Genomic DNA, 19,011 nt, shown 5'->3' with positions numbered 1-19,011 from the left:
GGTTCAGATCAGGTTTTGGATTACTTCCGCTTTCATTTCGTGACCACCTTCAAAGTTGATGAATTCAACATTATCTTGAAACAGTTTGGTGATTTTAATATTCTCTTGCCTTAATCGTTCTCTGTTTAAATAATTATCCTTTTTCCCATATACGATTTTGACACTTGTGATGTCCCAATCCAAATATTCAAAATCTTGTTCGGCCAATTCATTAGGAATGCCACCGGCATAGAGAATCAAAGTGGTGCAATGTATTTTTCTTTTGGTCATCCAGCGTGTTGCTATCGATACTCCCTGTGAAAATCCAAAAACGAAAAGATTGGTTTCTGGAGGGATTTGTTCTGCATCGAAAACTGCGTCAATGTAGTTCAATACATTTTCCGTTTCCGTTAAGGTGTTTTCTTTCGTGAGCCAACTTGCGCCAACATACTTATATTCATTTTTTAAGTAGTATTTTGAAGGGGCCTGTGGAGCTATAATATAATTCTGATCGACATCTAAACTTTCAAAATGCTTAATAAAATAACGACTCAAATAGCCAATCCCGTGAAATACGAGCCATACATTCTTTGTTCTATGGGTTAACGTATTTAAGGTTACATATGTATTTTTGGCGTTATATGATACTGTCTTTTCCATCATTAAATTTAGGTGTTGAAAAACTTGAGTACAATTGATCAAGCTTTGCGTAATTTTACAAAAAAATGAAGTATGAACGAGCATAAAGAGAAAATTCTAGCAGTTTGTAATGGTATATGCAAGGGAACCTTAATGGAGACTTTGGATATTACCTATGTTGATGTGGGAGAGAATTTTTTGATAGCCCGAATGCCGGTCACTCCAAAAGTGCACCAGCCAGATGGTGTATTGCATGGAGGGGCGTCGGTTGCACTGGCAGAAAGCGTTGGTAGCGCTGCATCTTATATTTTCTTGGACGGACAGGAATTCTATGTAAGGGGTATTGAGATTGCCGCAAACCATGTGAAAGGAATACGCGAAGGATTTGTATACGCAAAAGCTTCTATAATCCATAAAGGTAGAACCACCCAACTTTGGGAAATAAAAATTACAAACGAGGAAGGAGATTTAATTTCCAATTGTAAACTCACTACCATTGCCTTACCAAAAGAATAGCGACTTTCACCAACTCTTGAAGAAGGCAAATCTTTGTTTGAAAATAGGATTGCCATTTTCAATCTATAGGAAACCTAGCGAGAATGAGGTCAAGGGTATTTTTCAATCCACGCCCAATCTAAATTTTACTTTGAATTTTGAAGAGAGTGGATTTGTCTTTGCTCCTTTTGATTTAAATGACAATGCTGTACTGATCAAACCAGATGAGATCAAAACTGTCCTTTTTGCAGCAGAGGAGCAAAACTTAGATGCTAACATGAGCTTAGAAGAATCAGGAAAAGACTTTCATTTGAATTTGATGGAAAAAGGCATCAAAGAAATTAGAAAGGGGTTTTTGAAGAAAGTGGTGCTATCCCGGAGAGTTGCTATAGCCCTATCAAAATCTCCTGATAAAATCTTTACAAATCTTTTGAATAGTTATCAAGATGCATTTTGTTATTGGTTTTTTCACCCTAAAATTGGAATATGGTGCGGAGCAACACCAGAAACCTTGATGCGTATCCATAACGAAACCCTACATACCATGTCGCTCGCAGGAACCTTGCCTATGTGGCAAACTTCTTTGCCAGAGTGGGGTAGCAAGGAAATCAAAGAGCAGGAAATGGTTACCGATTATATTGAGGATAAGCTTGTTGGCACAGTAGAAGAACTAAAAGTTGGGAAAGCCAAGTCTGTAAAAGCTGGAAAGTTATGGCATTTGAAGTCCGAAATCACTGGAAAAATAAAATCAAAGACAAAAGTAAGGGACATTGTAGCCGCATTACATCCAACACCAGCAATTTGTGGTATTCCAACTGATGAAGCAAAGGCTTTTATTAAGGGGAATGAAAATTACGAACGTACTTTTTACACTGGATTTCTAGGGGAACTTAATCTAAACGAAGTACGGCAAACATCGTTATTTGTTAACTTAAGATGTATGGAATTGAAAGAAGGAAAAGCTTTCATTTTTGTAGGTGGTGGAATAACAGCCGCATCGGAGCCAGAAAGTGAATGGTCTGAGACACAGAACAAAAGCAAAACAATGTTGCGAACAATTCAATAGATGCACACTAATTTTAGGCGAATATCATTTTGGAACGTATTTTTGTAACCCATGATGTATTCGAATATTCCTTCGGCGCAGACGCTTGTTCTTTATTTTAAATCGAGAGGAATAAAAAATATTGTGATTTCTCCGGGATCCAGAAATGCTCCACTAACACTTGGTTTTACCAAAAATCCATTTTTTAATTGTTTTAGTATTGTTGATGAACGGTGTGCAGGTTTCTTTGCTCTGGGGATGGCACAACAGCTACGAGAACCTGTAGCAGCTATATGTACCTCGGGTAGTGCCCTACTAAATTATTACCCCGCGGTAGCAGAAGCATTCTATAGCGATATACCCCTTATTGTTGTTTCTGCGGATAGACCCTCGTACAAAATTGATGTTGGTGACGGGCAAACGATAAGGCAAGAAAATGTTCTTGAAAGACATATTGGATACACCGCCAATTTAAAACAGGATACTGCCCATTCTCCAGACAAAGTTGCCAATTTCACCAAAACGCTAAATATAGAATCACAGGCAACCGTTCAGGCTTATAACGAGTCAGAGATAAGTAACGCGTTGGAAATAGCAATTCTAAAGCATGCTCCAGTACACATCAATATACCTTTTGAAGAGCCTTTGTATGATTGTGTAGAAACGACAGGTATTGAGGTTCCCGAGTTTGCAAAAATCAGAGAAACCGAACCTGGTATTAAAAATTGGGATACGTTTATAGAAATTTGGAACACCAGTAAGCGTAAAATGATTTTGGTAGGGGTAAACCATCCAAATGCTATTGATAAAGAAGTTTTGGAGTCACTTGCAGATGACGATACAATGTTGGTGTTTACAGAGACAACTTCGAATATTCATCACCCAAATTTTTTCCCGAGTATAGACAGCATTATAGCTCCAATAGAGAAATCGGAAAAAAGCGAAGAACTTTTTGAGGCGCTTCAACCCGAACTGTTAATCACTTTTGGGGGACTTATCGTTTCAAAAAAAATAAAATCCTTTTTAAGAAAGTATCAACCAAAAGCACATTGGCATATCGATACCAAAAAAGCGTACGACACTTTTTTCTGTTTATCGGAACATATAAAGTTGGATGCCAATTATTTTCTACGGAGGATGCTAAACTCAAACGTTAATATTGAAAGTGACTACTACCAAAATTGGAATAAAGTAAAAGAAAAGTACGATGCTAGACGTGAAGCTTATTTAAATAAAATTGAGTTTTCAGATTTTACTGTTTTTGACCAGTTGCAGAAAACCATTCCGCACGGATACCAAGTTCATTTGGCAAATAGTTCTACGATAAGGTATACACAATTATTTCCGATGGATGCGTCTCTAAAAGTATTTTGCAATCGTGGTACAAGTGGTATAGATGGAAGTACTTCTACAGCAATGGGAGCATCGATTCATGCTAAAGAACCTACACTTTTAATAACAGGTGACCTGAGTTTTTTCTATGATAGCAATGCGTTATGGAGCAGTTATATTCGACCAGATTTTAGAATTATACTCATTAATAACTCTGGTGGCGGAATCTTTAGGATTTTACCGGGCAAAGAAGAAACAAAAGAGTTTGCTACTTTTTTTGAAACAGAACATGGGCTTACTGCAAAATATTTAGCCAAGATGTATGATCTGGAATATTCAAAAGCTGAAAACGAGAAGCAACTTAAAAATTGCTTAGCTGACTTTTATCGTAAATCCGAACATGCCAAAATATTGGAAATAAATACACCGCGATTACAAAATGATAAAATTTTGCTTAGTTATTTTGATTTTATATCTTAGAAGCTAAGAAATCTTGTAATCTTAATAAAGAACACTAACAATCATGAGTAAAAGAGACGAATTAATTGAAAAGTACGCAGCAGATGTAAAGGAAAAGTTTGGTGAAACTCCAGATATGGATCTTTTGACCAAAGTTGCCATAGGTCTTGGCCCAGCTATTTATAACCTAGATGCTTCAAAAGTTTCTGGGTCGGATGACAAAGAATTGGAGACCGTGAAAAACAATTTCCTTATCAAGAAGCTAGGTCTTTCGGATAGCCCAGATTTGATGGCTGCTATCAACAGTGTTATTGACAAATATGGAAGAAGTGACAGAAACAAGCACCGTGCTGTTATCTATTATATGTTGGCAAAACATTTTGGAAAAGAATCCATTTACAATTAATAGAATCAAACGTTTTATAAAGCTGCCAAAGGCAGCTTTTTTTATACCCAAATTTCAGTATACCTTTGTACTATGATAGAATTGGGGAATTACAATACCTTAAAAGTACTAAGAAGTACAAGTGTAGGATTATTTTTAGGAGACGATGAAGGCACAGAGGTTCTTCTGCCCAATAAATATGTACCAGAAGATTTTCAAATTGACAGTGATTTAGAGGTATTTTGCTATTTGGACAATAATGAACGGCCCATAGCCACAACACTCAAGCCCTATATAGTTAGAAATAGTTTTGCTTTTTTGGAAGTTGTAGAAGTAGGCAATTATGGTGCGTTTATGGATTGGGGATTGGAAAAACACTTGCTTGTACCTTTTAGGGAACAAGGTGTTGAAATGGAAGAGGGTAAAAAATATGTTGTCCATTGCTACCTAGATGAAGAAACCTTTAGATTGACAGGTTCAAGTCGGATTAAGCGGTTTTTATCCAATGACGGTTTTAATATTCCAGTAAACAGTGAGGTAGATTTATTGGTCTATCGGAAAACGCCATTGGGGTGGGAAGTCATCATTGAGGGAAAGTATAAAGGGCTAGTGTTTGAGAGTGATATATTTAAACCAATTTCTATTGGAAAAAACCTTAAAGGATATATCAAAGCAGTTAGACCAGATGCTAAAATAGATGTTTCATTACAACCAATTGGTGCTAAAATGCTAGAGCCTACGGCCAACATGATTTTTGAAAAATTAAAAGATAATAATGGATTTTTGGCCTTGAACGATAAATCTGCTCCAGAGGATATCAAGAAAATACTTCACTTAAGTAAAAAGGCATTCAAAAAAGCAATCGGGACTTTATATAGGGAACGTAAAATTACAATAGAAGCTAATGGAATTCGGATGCTGTAATTCCTACAAAATGGGAAACTGTTGGATTGTTAAATTAAAGTTAGTAATTTAAGAGCTGTAAGTTTTTTTCTTAGGACAAAAACTATACTTTTGCGTTAGTGTATATTAACCATTTGAAAGCTATGCTTTTAGCTAGTTTTCATAAACTTTAACCCAACTAATATGCCATTTATTGAAGAAAGCGATTTACTGGATTTGCATAAGGACGTTGATAAAGCACAGATTATCAACGAAAGACTTTTAGACCAAATAAAATTTAAAAACAAGGATTTACAAAAAGTAAAGCTTCAGCGCAATGTTCTTTTAGGAATTACAGGTCTTTTTGTTATCGGTTTATTGGCCATCACTTCATTTACGGCTGGACTAAGTAGTAAAAACTCGTTTGAAAATCAGAGTAATTTATTGGTTTCAATAGATAGTTTAGATGCCATAAAAACACGTATAGATAATCTTAAAGTTCAAAATGAAGAATTAAGCTTGGTAAAGGAGTTTTACCTTGCTAAAGCATTCTTGGATAAAGAGACCATATATTCAGTTCAAGTAAAGTCGTTTGTAGAAAACAATATGACGCTTGCCTCAGAAGCTTTGACCAACACGCTATTCGTTAAAACCAACCCTTTTTATGCCTATTCGCTAGGCAACTTTGAAACTTTGGATGAAGCACAATCATTTAGAAAGCAATTGGTGGATATGGGTTTTAAAGATGCTTTTGTTGCTTCTTACCAAGATGGGAAAAGAGTACAAATAGAAGACCCCTACTAATTTGGATAAATTCAAGGCTTGGGTACAGGCCGCTAGATTGCGAACACTCCCGCTATCGCTGTCAGGCATTATCGTTGGTTCAGCTCTAGCGCATAAGCAAGGTTTTTTCGAAATTTCCATTTTTATTTTAGCATTATTTACCACTATTGGATTCCAGGTCACTTCTAATTTCGCCAATGATTACGGTGATGGCATTAAAGGAACGGATAATGAAGATAGAATAGGGCCTTCTAGAGCTATTCAAAGTGGGGCCCTTACCCCATCAGTTCTTAAAAAAGGGATAATTGTGGCTACCGTTTTGAGTTTGTTGTTAGCAATAGTACTTATTTATTTAGCTTTTGGTTATGAGAACCTACAGTATATTATATTGTTTATGGTTCTTGGAGTTTTTAGTATTTGGGCCGCCATAAAATACACCATGGGATCTAATCCATATGGGTATAAAGGGCTGGGAGATGTATTTGTATTTCTATTCTTTGGCCTTGTAGGTGTTTTGGGAAGCATGTTCCTTTACACAAAGTCTTTGAATTGGGTCACTGTATTACCGGCGGTAGCTATTGGACTGTTATGTGTTGGTGTTTTAAACTTGAACAATTTAAGGGATGTTGTCTCGGATAAAAAGCACAATAAGAATACACTTGTGGTAAAAATGGGATTTGAAAACGGAAAGGTTTACCACCTTTCCTTAATTCTAATTGCTTTTACAAGTATGGTGGTTTACACATGGCTGGAAAGTATCGATATTCTTAGATCATTTTATTTATTGGCCTTTGTACCTATCTTTCTCCATCTTTATAAAGTATTGAAGACTAAAGAGCCAATTCGGCTTGATGGAGAGCTTAAGAAGCTGGCTTTGAGCACGTTTTTGCTGTCGATATTGTTTTATTTGACAGTTAATATTTTTTTGTAAATTTGATATACACTCACTAAACCTAGACTAACTTGGAACATTCCATCAAAATATTAATCGTAGAGGACAATGTAATAATTGCAGATGATATGCAATCCATGCTTGAAGAAATTGGCTATGAGATTGTTGACAATGTAATTGTATACGAACAGGCAGTAGAAGTTTTAAAGAACAATCATGTTGATTTGGTTCTTATTGATATTATCCTAGCCTCTGACAAAACAGGAATAGACCTAGGGAAGCACATAAGAGAAGCGTATAATATTCCTTTCATATTTGTTACCTCCAATTCAGATAGGGCAACTGTAGAAAATGCAAAAACGGTTAAACCTGATGGCTATCTGGTAAAACCTTTTGAGCAGCAAGATTTATATACATCAATTGAAATTGCGCTCTCCAATTTCAATTATTCCAAAAAAGAGAATAGCACAGAAATAGCTGGTTCAGAAGGTGATGCTTTTACATCGAACTCCGTTTTAAAAGACTCGATTTTTGTAAAAAAACAGCATCTTTACTATAGAATACAATTTGGTGATATCCAATTTATAAAAGCGGACAATGTTTATTTGGAAGTAAATACTGTCGATAAGAAATTTCTGGTACGTTCACCACTCAAGGACTACCTAGAAAAATTGCCAAAGAACAAATTCTACCGTGCGCACAAATCCTACATAGTTAATGTAGATCATATTGATGCCATCAATTCTAAGGATATCATGATCAACAATAACCTTATTCCAATATCCAAGGACTTTAAGGAGTTTATCATTTCTTCAATGAACAGTTGATTTTATTTTTGATTTCCTCTAGTTTAAACACTCCTGTTTATTAATTGATATCTAGGTTTTGGTCGATTACCACAACTTTCAATCCGTTCACAACAATATTTTTTCACTGTGCAGCTATGACTATACTTTAGCAGTGTAATTAATCAAAAGAAAGTAAATTTTTTCATTTTCATATAGTGTTCTCGTAAAAGGGTCTTGTTGTAAAAGCAAGGCCTTTTTTAGTGATTCAGAACTAGCTAAATCACTTCATTGTCCATGAAATGCACAAAACATCGATAAAGTGCATTTTTACATACATCCAACTTACTTTCACAACATAAATGGGCACTTTCACAACAATACTGAATAAGTCTATAGCTTTGGATTTAATTTTGCGGTAAATCTAGCGTTCTTTATATAGGTTAAGTTTAAGGAAAGATAAAGTAATAATAACCCTAAAAAGGTTGTTTTTTCATTAAGCTAAAATGAAGTGTAATGTAAGGAAACGGTAGTTTTAAAGAACAAGCATATATAAATCATAGTGTTTCAAGTCTTACTACAAGTACCTCGGGATTAAATTAATGGGACATCACTTAAAGCAGTTTTTTTCAGTATTGTTATTGGCTTTTGTAATGCAGGTTGCGGCACAACCTGTAGATACACAAGAACGCAGTGTATTAAAAGAATTTCAAGATGCTTCCGGCCCTGCTAATCGTTTCGATATTTTCTTCAGCTCAGTTAATAGATATAACGTAAATTCCACTTATGACTGGTTGGATACTATTAAAGTTTATCTTTCCAATGCTCAAAAGGTCAATGACTCCCTGGCCATTCAACTTTACAAGGTAATGCAGACCCAAGCTTACAACGATCTGGGCGAATATGATAAAAGTACGGCCTTAGCGAAAGAACTATATGCGGCAAAAGATTCGTTGGATGCCAATTCAAAAAGAATAGTACTGAATGTTTTGGACGACAACTATGCCAATTTACAGCTCTATGACAAACAAATAGAAATACGTAAAGAAAAGCGTGAGCTAGGGCTGACGGATAATGTTGCATTTTATGATATTTACAGTAATCTAGGACTGCACAGAAAGGCTAGAAACCAGTATATAATGGAAGTAAAGCCAACAATAGCTGACAACGATTCTTATGGTTTGGCCAAGTACCACAGCAAAGTGGGCAATTATTTAAGGTTGGATAACTCTGCACCAACTGCATTGAGCGAACTCAAAAAAGCAAAAGCCTATCTAGATGTTTTTATCAATGACATTTCAAAGCAAAAGACCGAGGAACAACTTTTTGAAAGCGATTTACTAAAAGCGGAGATAGAAGGTAATATTGGAAAATGCCATGTGCTTTTGAGCCAGTATGAAGAGGCAATTCCCCTTTTAAAAAATAGTATCGAGGCTTTAAGTACGTCAGCTAAGAACAACTATAAGAGTGAAGTTATTGAAAACACTTTGCATTTGGCCGATGCCAATCTGCAACTAGAGAAATATTTTGCCGCTAAAAGTAGTTTGGATATCAATTTTGAGAACATTAGCACACTTCAAACTATAAAGCGAAACAGTCTATTGGCCGAGTACTACGATAAAGTAGAAAATTTTAAGAATGCAGCAACGTATTACAAGCGTAACGAACGTATCAAGGATTCCCTTAATTTAAAACAATCATCCCTCATAAAACAACAATTGGTTACCATAGTCGCCAATGAAGATTTGGAAAACTCCCAACGTCTTATCGATGAGCAGAAAAAAATAAACGAGTTGGCACGGAGTGAAATGAAGTTAAAAGACGAGCAGATTAATTTTGTCTTTATTTCTTTGATTTTCACTTTGCTCGGTTTTGCCGGTTTGGTCTATGCGTATTTGAAGAGTATTAAAAACCAACGCTTAATCGCAGAACAAAAGCACATTATTGAAAACTCCCTTGTAGAAAAGGATTCCTTGCTCAAGGAAATCCATCATAGAGTGAAGAACAACCTTCAAATGGTTTCCAGTCTTTTGAGCTTACAAACCAAAAATACACGAAGCAAGGCAGCAATTGTTGCTTTAGAAGAGGGAAAAAGTAGGGTGAAAGCCATGGCACTTATCCACCAGAAGTTGTATCAAAATGATGACCTATCAGTAATCGAAATGCAGGGCTATATTGAAAGTCTTATCAATAGTGTACAGTCCGTATATAAAAAAGGAGGACATAACATCAGCATTACCATCGATGCTGAAGGAACCGAACTAGATATAGACAGGGCAATTCCATTTGGCCTTATTTTAAACGAACTTGTTTCCAACTCATTCAAGTATGCTTTTCCCGAGAACGATGAGCACGGAAAAATATATATCCATTTGCGTAAGAATGGTGACCAAGGTTATTTTGAATATACCGATAACGGTGTAGGACTTCCAGAAGATGCCGATGAACGTGCTCACTCTTCAATGGGAATTCGATTGATGAACCGACTTGTAAATCAGCTACAATCAAAGATGAACATCGATAAAGAAAATGATGGGGTTCGCTTTTGGTTCAACTTTAGTTAGTCTTCTGTGTTTTTTTAATAGTAGTTTTTGTGTACATGTATCCAAAGCATCTTGTTTCTTGGTATAACCTAAAATATACCTAAATTTGAAGCAATTGCATGAAAGCTAGTTACACCAAGTACACACTCGATTTTAAAGCCCCCAGTGGCACCTCTAGAGGCATAATGACCAAGAAAGAGACTTGGTTTTTGGTATTACAAGACGATAAAGAATATGGAATAGGGGAATGTGGACTATTGAAGGGTCTAAGTATTGATGACGTTCCAGATTACGAATCAAAACTTTCTTGGGTATGCAATAATATTCACCTAGGAGAAAAAAAGTTGCTCGAAGAACTGATTGCATTTCCATCCATCCAGTTTGGTGTGGAACAGGCTTTTTTATCATTGAAATCCAATCATCCATTTGAATTATTTCCATCAGAATTTACTACAAAACAGTCACCAATTTTAATAAATGGGCTAATATGGATGGGCAGCGAAGCTTTTATGCTATCCCAGTTGGAGCAAAAACTAAAAGAAGGCTTCAAATGCATTAAAATGAAGATTGGCGCCATTGATTTTGAAACTGAACTTAAAATCCTGAAATCGATTCGGACAAATTTCACGGTTGATGAAATCGAGTTACGTGTAGATGCTAACGGTGCTTTTTCATTCTCCAGTGCTTTGGAAAAATTGGAAAAGCTTTCAGAATATCAAATCCATTCCATTGAGCAACCTATAAAACCCAATAACTGGGAGGTTATGGCTGGGCTCTGTGAAAAAACACCACTGCCAATAGCCTTGGATGAAGAATTAATTGGTACACAAACTGTAACGGAAAAAGAAAAGTTACTACAAACCATACGCCCACAATATATTATTTTAAAGCCAAGCTTGATAGGAGGCTACGCAGCAAGTCTGGAATGGATAAGCTTAGCAGAAAAAAACAACATTGGTTGGTGGGTGACCAGTGCGTTGGAAAGCAATATTGGGCTAAATGCCATAGCACAATGGACCCATACATTAAAAACAACAATGCCCCAAGGTTTGGGAACGGGCAGCTTATATACCAATAATATTGAGTCGCCATTAGAAGTGTCAGACGGTAAACTTTTTTATAGATCAGCTAAAAACTGGAGAACCAACATAATAAAAGAAATATGTACATAGAACAAGGATATAAAGGAGATATAGGAATTTGGAAGTATTTTGTTATTCCATTGGGATTCATCGGCTTTATGATACTAAATTATATTGCTACGGTAAATTCTCCGGTTAGTGTTGAAGACACTATGAAACAACTTATTGACCAATTGGGCTCCAACATCGTACTTATAGCTCTTTTAGCGCCTTTAGCTGCTGGGCTGTTTGTAGTTTTGGGATGGACATGGTTGGTACACCGACAATCCATTACTTCTTTGACTACATCCAGGAAAAAAGTGGATTGGAAGCGAGTATTCTTTGCTTTTGCATTATGGGGCGGAGCAACTGCTTTATTGACTGGACTTGATATTTACCTTTCCCCAGATGATTATATACTCAATTTTGATTTGAACAAGTTTTTGGTCTTAGCGGTGATTGCTATTATTCTGATTCCATTACAAACCAGTTTTGAAGAATATTTGTTTCGGGGTCATATGATGCAAGGTTTGGGAATTTTGGCTAAAAATAGGTGGGTGCCATTAGTGGTTACATCAGTTTTGTTCGGAGTGATGCATATAGCAAACCCTGAAGTCGAAAAATTGGGATACGGAATCATGGTCTACTACATAGGAACGGGATTCTTTCTGGGAATATTGACCTTAATGGACGAAGGACTGGAGTTGGCACTTGGCTTTCATGCTGCCAATAATTTGATAACCGCACTTTTAGTTACTGCAGAATGGACCGCTTTTCAGACCAATTCAGTCTATAAAGATATTTCTGAACCCGTGCTTGGGTGGGACGTTTTAATTCCTGTCTTTGTGATTTTTCCCATACTATTGTTCTTGTTTTCCAAAAAGTATGGATGGAACAATTGGAAGGAGAGGTTATTTGGACCAGTGATGACCAAAGAAGAATTTGTAGCCCTTAATGAAGGTGAATCCAACGTGGCATAGCATACATCCAGATTTTAAGTTAAACGGGGTTTCGTGTTCCCGTGCAGAATTATCGGAAATTGGATATAGTCTGATCAAAGAAGGTCAGACTTTTGAGAATTCGATAGGTGATTTTTTATTGGATTGGATAAGTGATACACCAACAGTCGATGTCTTCACCTCGGGTTCAACTGGGAAACCAAAGAAAATTACGCTCAAAAAAGAGCACATGGTCAATTCTGCCAGTGCTACGGCAGAATATCTTGGTTTAACAGCTGGTGACAGGTCATTGCTTTGCTTGTCCTGTTCTAGTATAGCAGGTAAAATGATGCTGGTCAGGGCTATGGTCTTGGGTTTGGAACTTGATTATGTGGAACCATCATCAGCGCCATTGGCATTTACCCATAAACCATATGATTTTGTGGCACTGGTTCCCTTGCAAGCTGAAAAATCGATATCACAGCTTTCGCAAATCGATACCATTATAATTGGTGGCGCGCCCATATCCACTTCCCTTCGGAAAGCTTTGGAGCAATCGGCCAGTGCTGTTTTTGAGACTTACGGTATGACCGAAACGATTACCCATATTGCAATGAAAAAAATTGGTAATGATCAAGTTGGGTCGAGCACTGTTAAGACTTATTTTAAAACATTGCCCAATATATCAGTTTCACAAGATGCCAGAAATTGCTTGGTGATAAATGCCCCCAAAATTTCTGATAGTAAAATCGTGACCAATGATATTGTGGAGTTAATGGACGATTCAAACTTTAAATGGTTGGGTAGATATGATTCGGTAATCAATTCTGGGGGAATCAAATTAATTCCGGAACAAATTGAAGCTAAACTGGAACATATGGTAAACTGTCGCTTCTTTGTAATGGGCATTCCAGATGAAATGTTGGGACAAAAATTGATTTTAATTCTAGAAGGTGAGGACAATGATATATCAAGGTTACATCAAAAAATAAAAACCTTGAAGGAGTTGGATAAATTCGAAATTCCAAAAGAAATACATACCGTACCATCTTTTATTGAAACAAAAAGCGGTAAAGTAGACCGAATTAAAACCACCGAAACGTTATTTGGGTAGGCTCATTCAAAAGGTGCATTCACCTTAAAATATCCCTTCCACACGAATTATGGATTTTTTCAACAAGTAATTGATGTTAGGTTAGCATTGAATCTAAAAACCATGTCAATTATGAAAAAAATATTCTTCTTTTTTATTGTAGCATCAACGCTGCAACTATCAGCTCAATCAAAAAACATTACAGGAACGGTAACCGATGCTGCCAACCAACCACTACCGGGCGTAAATGTCATGGTGGAAGGAACCTCTAAAGGAACCCAGACCGATTTTGATGGACATTATAGTATTGCCGCAAACCAAGGACAAATGTTGGTCTTCAGCTACATCGGATTCAAAACATTTAAGGCCAAAATTGGCACAGGAAATATAGTTGATGTTAGCATGGAAGAAGACTCCCAAGCACTTGAGGAAGTGGTTATTGTAGCATATGGTTCAAATGTATCTTTCCCTAAAAGTCCTCCATCGCCAGCACAAATAAAACGACAAAAACGAAAAGAATACCACAGTTCCATTGCACAAACCTTGCAGGGCAGGGTAGCTGGAGTCCAAATCACTAATAAAAGTGCTGTTCCAAGTACTGCACCGAATATAAAAATTAGAGGTACTAGCTCCATCAAAGCAGGAAAAGAACCACTATATATTGTAGATGGAGTCCCCATTCAAAAAATGAACAATAGTGTCGTTGCTAAAATTGACCCAAAAGATGTAGACAAAATAAATATCTATAAGGGAGCCAAAGCCAGACAAATGTTTGGATCTTCAGCCAATGATGGTTGCATTGTAATAACTACCAAAAAAGGCAATTACCAGATAGAAAATGATGAAAACTATGCACACATAGCTGAAAATAAATTTGAACATGTTGCACTAAGCCCTCTGTCAACATTTTCTATTGATGTAGATAAGGCTTCATACAGCAATGTTAGGCGAATGATCAACAATGGGCAACAAATTCCAATTGATGCTGTAAAGATTGAAGAGATGGTGAATTATTTTAATTATGATTACCCACAACCTACGGAACATCCATTTTCAATAAATACCGAAGTGGTGCAGACTCCCTGGAACAAAGACACCAAACTGGTCAGGATAGGATTACAGGGCAAATCCTATACCGATGAAGAATTACCACCATCCAACCTTACTTTCTTAATAGATGTATCCGGTTCCATGGGAAGCGCCAACAAATTACCGCTCCTAAAATCCGCTTTTAAATTATTGGTCAATCAATTGCGTGAAAAGGATAAAGTGTCCATAGTTGTTTATGCTGGTGCTGCAGGACAGGTCTTATCGCCAACAAGGGGCAGTAACAAAGAAAAAATTATGAATGCCATTGAAAATTTGGAATCAGGAGGCTCAACAGCTGGGGGTGCAGGTATAGAACTTGCCTATAAATTGGCACAGAAAAACTTTATAAAGGACGGAAACAATCGGGTGATTCTAGCTACTGATGGCGATTTTAATGTAGGGCCTTCAAGCGACAAGGCTATGGTCAAATTGATTGAGGAAAAGCGTGAAACCGGAGTGTTTTTATCTGTTTTGGGGTTTGGTATGGGGAATTACAAAGATTCTAAAATGGAAAAATTAGCGGATAAGGGTAATGGTAACCATGCCTATATTGATACAATGCAGGAAGCACAAAAGGTTTTTGGGCAAGAATTTGGTGGAACCCTGTACACGATAGCCAAGGATGTCAAAATTCAAGTAGAATTCAATCCACAAGCAGTTAAGGCTTACCGACTCATAGGATATGAAAATAGAATGTTGGCAGATGAGGATTTTATCGATGATACAAAAGATGCAGGTGAATTGGGCAGTGGTCATACCGTAACGGCACTCTATGAAGTTATTCCTAAAGGAGTAGAAAGCCCCTATCTTAAAAAGGTTCACGATTTAAAATATTCAAATCTAAAGGTCAAAGAAGAATCAAATGACTTATTGACCGTCAAATTTAGGTACAAGAAGCCTGATGGAAACGTAAGCACGGAAATCAACCAAGTATTGAAAGACCATGTAACCGCTATTTCACCAGATTTTAGTTTTGCAGCTTCGGTGGCGTTGTTCGGACTTCACTTAAGAAAATCCCAGTACACCAATAATACATCTTTGGATGATGTCATTAATCTTGCCGAGAATGGAATCGTCAATGATAACCAGGGGTACAAAACAGAATTTATAAGGCTTGTTAAATCATATAATGAAAGTATGTAAAAAGATAGCGTCTAAAAAGTGTGTTCATTTGTTATATTGAGCTTGTCGAATAGTTTAATTTATCGATTATTTACAATCGGTTTCGACAGGCTCAACCTGACAAAGATGACAAGTAGCTTTTTTAAAGAGCTTGTTTTTGTCTATGTGAAATGATGTATTTTTAGGGTAAAGATTTTGACCATGAAAAAAAGTATCCTTTGCCTTTTCAGTATTGTTTCATCCATTGCATATGCCCAACAGATTTTACCAGAAGTTGAACGTGCCAAAGTAGTGGACGAGATATTGGAAGAACGCTTCAACAATCTGCTTCCAAAACTTATGGACGATACGGGAATAGATATGTGGATAGTTATTTCCAGAGAGTATAATGAAGACCCTGTTATAAAAACAATGCTACCGGCTACATGGTTGAATGCCCGCAGAAGGACTATTTTACTTTTTTACAGGAACAAGGCCAAGAATTCTATTGATAAACTGGCCGTGGCACGTTATAATGTTGGGAAAAGTATTCAATCAGCTTGGGACAAGGAAAAAGAGCCAAATCAATGGAAACGCCTAATGCAGCTCATAGAAGAACGAAACCCCAAGAAAATAGGGCTTAACTTTTCCAAAGATCATAATATTGCCGATGGTTTGGATAAAACAGATTATGATGAGTTTATGGCCAACCTGCCAAAAAAGCAACAATCAAAAGTAGTATCTGCAGAACAATTGGCAGTCCGTTGGATTGAGACACGTACAAATAGGGAGATGGTCATCTATAATCAATTGGTGGACATAACCCATGATATCATTGCTGAAGCGTTTTCAGAAAAGACGATTACGCCCGGAGTTACCACAACAACGGAAGTAGAGTGGTGGATGCGTCAAAAAGTTACGGATTTGGGATTGGAAACGTGGTTTCATCCAACGGTTGATGTACAACGAACCAGTGAAGAATTGGTAGGACATTTGTATTCATTCTCCGGTAGACCTAATGATTTGATTATCCAGCCAGGCGATTTGTTGCATTGCGATTTTGGTATAACCTTTTTACGTTTGAACACAGACTGTCAAGAACTGGCTTATGTGCTAAAACCGAATGAAACGGAAGCCCCGAAATTCTTGGTCGATGGGTTGAAAGATGGAAATCGTGTCCAAGATTTTCTTACACAAAATATGATAAAGGGAAGAACTGGAAACCAAATCTTGGCAAAGTCGTTACAAGAAGCAAAAGATGCAGGATTGCGTCCGGCAATTTATACACATCCGCTTGGGCTCTATGGACATTCTGCTGGTACTACAATCGGCATGTGGGATGCTCAGGACGGTGTGATGAAAGATGACGGGGAAAACTACCCTTTAAATCCAAATACAGTTTATGCTATAGAGCTAAATACCACTATTACTATTCCAGAATGGAAACGTGACATTCGAATTATGCTTGAAGAAGCAGGGTTTTATGGCGAAGATGGATTTCGCTACGTTAACGGTAGACAGACCGAACTTCTTTTAATCCCCAGAATTAAGGAACATTTAGGAAATTAAGGTTGTTTAAATAGTTGCCTTTCAGTATCTTAAACATGTAAGTTTTTGGTTGTACTAAATCAAGTATGATCTTTAAAACCCACATGCTATGAAAATACTATTTACGTGCTTCCTATCTTTTTTTGTCGTTACTATTTGTTTTTCACAAGAACGATTGATAACTGGTAAAATAACTGATGGAGGAGGTGATTTTTTCCAAAATGCAAAAATCCAAGTCATAAATCAAGATGTATCCGCGACTTCTGATGCGGATGGGTATTATACGATTGCTGCATCACCGGGAGATGTGCTTTTTTATAGTGCAGAAGGAATGGAACCGGTTCAAATTCGTGTAGAGGATGTTACCAAAAGACTAAATCTGGAACTATTTCCTAGAATTGAAAAATTGGAAAACGTAACCGTGACCAAAAAAAGACGTAACAGTCAAAAGGAGTTGGAGATAGATTATGCCAGTAACCCAAATATTATCAAAACTGCTTTCGGCTATTTGAATAAAGAAAAGGCTTCTTACTCTATGAGGATATTGGACAGTAAGGACTTCTTGCAGGGAGAGTATGATTTGGTCAGGGTATTACGGGGTAGATTTGCAGGTGTTACTGTTTTAAGGGGCGCTACTACCGGAGTACTTACCATTCCTGGCAATCCAGAATTTAACGCTTTAAGTACGCAAACGAGTAATGCGACAGTTCTAATCAGGGGCAAAAAGGCTATCTATGATGTAGATGGTCAAATATTTACTGATTTCCCTGATTTTATTGATGTCCAGAATATAGAACGTATTGCGGTTATAGCATCAGCAGCAGGAACTGTTCGTTACGGAAATGTAGGTAGTGGTGGCGTGGTGGTCATAAATACAAAAACCGGGACTATAATTCCAAAAGATAAAAACAACCTTGTGATGGATAGTGCTAGACTTTTGGATAATTATTACACGGGAACAGCACTTACCGAGGCGGATATTCTAAAAAATGCACCCAACTATCTTAAGGAATTAAAAAGTTCCAATTCTTTTGAAGAGGCAAAAACCAAGTATGAATCCAGTGTTGAAAAGTATAGAAATTCTCCATATTTTATTCTGGATTCCTATCAATATTTTTTCGAAAAATGGAAACAAGAAGCCTATGCGGATGAGATTATCGAAGATGGACTTTCAATTATTGGAAACAACCCAATTCATTTAAAAGCACTGGCCTATATCTATGAATCGCAGGAACGCTATGAGCTTGCCGACGAAGTATATAAAGAGGTTTTTATATTGAGACCGAACTATGCACAATCGTATAGGGACTTGGCACTTAGCAATAGAAGTGTGAATAATTCAAGAAAAGCAGCAATGCTTTATGCACGTTACTTTTATTTGTTGGATGAAAACTTTATGCGAGCGGATACTAGCAGTTTCTCCAAGATCATCAATAGAGAGTTTAATAACTTGCTGGCCTTGGAAAAAACAGATATGATGAAGCGTTCCGCTGGTAAGAAGATAAAAGTGGAGAATGAAGATTTTAAGGGAACACGATTGGTTTTTGAATGGAACGATAGTGAAGCCGAATTTGATTTACAGTTCCTAAACCCCGATAACCAATACTATACTTGGAACCATAGTTTAGAGGCAAATGCTGATACTATTGCCACAGAAAAGAATTTAGGATACTCATGCTCTGAATATTTAATTGATGATTCGCTGGCAGGTACATGGAAAGTGAACATCAAGTACCTGGGCAACAAAAGCTTGACCCCTACCTATCTTAAGGCAAAAATTTATCATAATTATGGAGATAAATCCCAATATAGTGAATCAAAGGTCTTCAAACTTGACGTAAAAAATGCGAATAGGGAGCTTTTCCGCATAACTAAAAATGTTTCAGTGGCCTCAAAGTAGAT

Annotated in this window: 16 protein-coding genes; 15 read left to right on the top strand and 1 reads right to left on the bottom strand. The window is 36.9% G+C overall.

What is annotated here, in order from left to right:
* Positions 1–3: 3 nt before the first annotated feature.
* On the bottom strand, positions 4–642 hold the full coding sequence (locus tag LV716_RS17530) for an alpha/beta hydrolase (RefSeq protein WP_233759177.1): 639 nt from the start codon (positions 640–642) through the stop codon (positions 4–6).
* A 69-nt stretch (positions 643–711) separates the two neighbouring features.
* Here LV716_RS17530 and LV716_RS17525 point away from each other — a divergent pair, with 69 nt between their 5' ends.
* The 15 genes from LV716_RS17525 (at position 712) to LV716_RS17455 (ending at position 19,009) form a co-directional block, all read left to right on the top strand.
* Positions 712–1,134 (top strand): PaaI family thioesterase, encoded by a 423-nt coding sequence (locus LV716_RS17525; protein WP_163419072.1) that lies wholly within the window; start codon positions 712–714, stop codon positions 1,132–1,134.
* Between the two features lie 16 nt (positions 1,135–1,150).
* A complete protein-coding gene (locus tag LV716_RS17520; protein WP_163419071.1) occupies positions 1,151–2,179 on the top strand; it encodes a chorismate-binding protein in 1,029 nt (342 codons plus the stop codon).
* A gap of 51 nt (positions 2,180–2,230) precedes the next feature.
* Positions 2,231–3,970, top strand: coding sequence for a 2-succinyl-5-enolpyruvyl-6-hydroxy-3-cyclohexene-1-carboxylic-acid synthase (gene menD, locus LV716_RS17515; protein ID WP_163419070.1), 1,740 nt, complete (start codon positions 2,231–2,233; stop codon positions 3,968–3,970).
* Positions 3,971–4,013: 43 nt separating this feature from the next.
* Positions 4,014–4,355: a DUF2853 family protein gene (locus LV716_RS17510; RefSeq protein ID WP_163419069.1), complete on the top strand. Its 342-nt coding sequence runs from the start codon at positions 4,014–4,016 to the stop codon at positions 4,353–4,355.
* A gap of 72 nt (positions 4,356–4,427) precedes the next feature.
* The gene (locus tag LV716_RS17505; RefSeq protein ID WP_163419068.1) at positions 4,428–5,258 is read left to right on the top strand and encodes a S1 RNA-binding domain-containing protein; all 831 of its coding nucleotides are present in this window, start codon (positions 4,428–4,430) and stop codon (positions 5,256–5,258) included.
* A gap of 162 nt (positions 5,259–5,420) precedes the next feature.
* The gene (locus LV716_RS17500; protein WP_163419067.1) at positions 5,421–6,020 is read left to right on the top strand and encodes an SPOR domain-containing protein; all 600 of its coding nucleotides are present in this window, start codon (positions 5,421–5,423) and stop codon (positions 6,018–6,020) included.
* Between the two features lies 1 nt (position 6,021).
* Positions 6,022–6,930 carry a 1,4-dihydroxy-2-naphthoate octaprenyltransferase gene (gene menA, locus LV716_RS17495; protein WP_163419066.1) on the top strand — a complete coding sequence of 303 codons (909 nt, stop codon included), beginning with the start codon at positions 6,022–6,024 and terminating at the stop codon, positions 6,928–6,930.
* 32 nt (positions 6,931–6,962) lie between these two features.
* On the top strand, positions 6,963–7,718 hold the full coding sequence (locus LV716_RS17490; protein WP_163419065.1) for a LytTR family DNA-binding domain-containing protein: 756 nt from the start codon (positions 6,963–6,965) through the stop codon (positions 7,716–7,718).
* A 560-nt stretch (positions 7,719–8,278) separates the two neighbouring features.
* On the top strand, positions 8,279–10,240 hold the full coding sequence (locus tag LV716_RS17485; RefSeq protein ID WP_163419064.1) for a sensor histidine kinase: 1,962 nt from the start codon (positions 8,279–8,281) through the stop codon (positions 10,238–10,240).
* Positions 10,241–10,338: 98 nt separating this feature from the next.
* Positions 10,339–11,391 (top strand): o-succinylbenzoate synthase, encoded by a 1,053-nt coding sequence (locus LV716_RS17480; RefSeq protein ID WP_163419063.1) that lies wholly within the window; start codon positions 10,339–10,341, stop codon positions 11,389–11,391.
* Positions 11,382–12,320 (top strand): CPBP family intramembrane glutamic endopeptidase, encoded by a 939-nt coding sequence (locus tag LV716_RS17475; RefSeq protein ID WP_163419062.1) that lies wholly within the window; start codon positions 11,382–11,384, stop codon positions 12,318–12,320. Before LV716_RS17480 ends, LV716_RS17475 begins: the two co-directional genes overlap by 10 nt.
* Complete coding sequence (locus LV716_RS17470) at positions 12,295–13,392, top strand: AMP-binding protein (protein WP_163419061.1); 1,098 nt, start codon at positions 12,295–12,297, stop codon at positions 13,390–13,392. Before LV716_RS17475 ends, LV716_RS17470 begins: the two co-directional genes overlap by 26 nt.
* 111 nt (positions 13,393–13,503) lie before the next feature.
* Positions 13,504–15,603, top strand: a complete 2,100-nt coding sequence (locus tag LV716_RS17465) for a VWA domain-containing protein (RefSeq protein ID WP_163419060.1) — start codon at positions 13,504–13,506, stop codon at positions 15,601–15,603.
* Between the two features lie 180 nt (positions 15,604–15,783).
* A complete protein-coding gene (locus LV716_RS17460) occupies positions 15,784–17,130 on the top strand; it encodes a M24 family metallopeptidase (RefSeq protein WP_163419059.1) in 1,347 nt (448 codons plus the stop codon).
* Positions 17,131–17,218: 88 nt separating this feature from the next.
* A complete protein-coding gene (locus tag LV716_RS17455) occupies positions 17,219–19,009 on the top strand; it encodes a hypothetical protein (RefSeq protein ID WP_163419058.1) in 1,791 nt (596 codons plus the stop codon).
* Positions 19,010–19,011: the final 2 nt, after the last annotated feature.

It is taken from the genome of Flagellimonas sp. HMM57 (assembly GCF_021390175.1).
Classification (GTDB): Bacteria; Bacteroidota; Bacteroidia; order Flavobacteriales; family Flavobacteriaceae; genus Flagellimonas.
The sequence above is the reverse complement of the archived record's forward strand: the minus strand, read 5'-3'. Positions and strand labels throughout refer to the sequence as shown.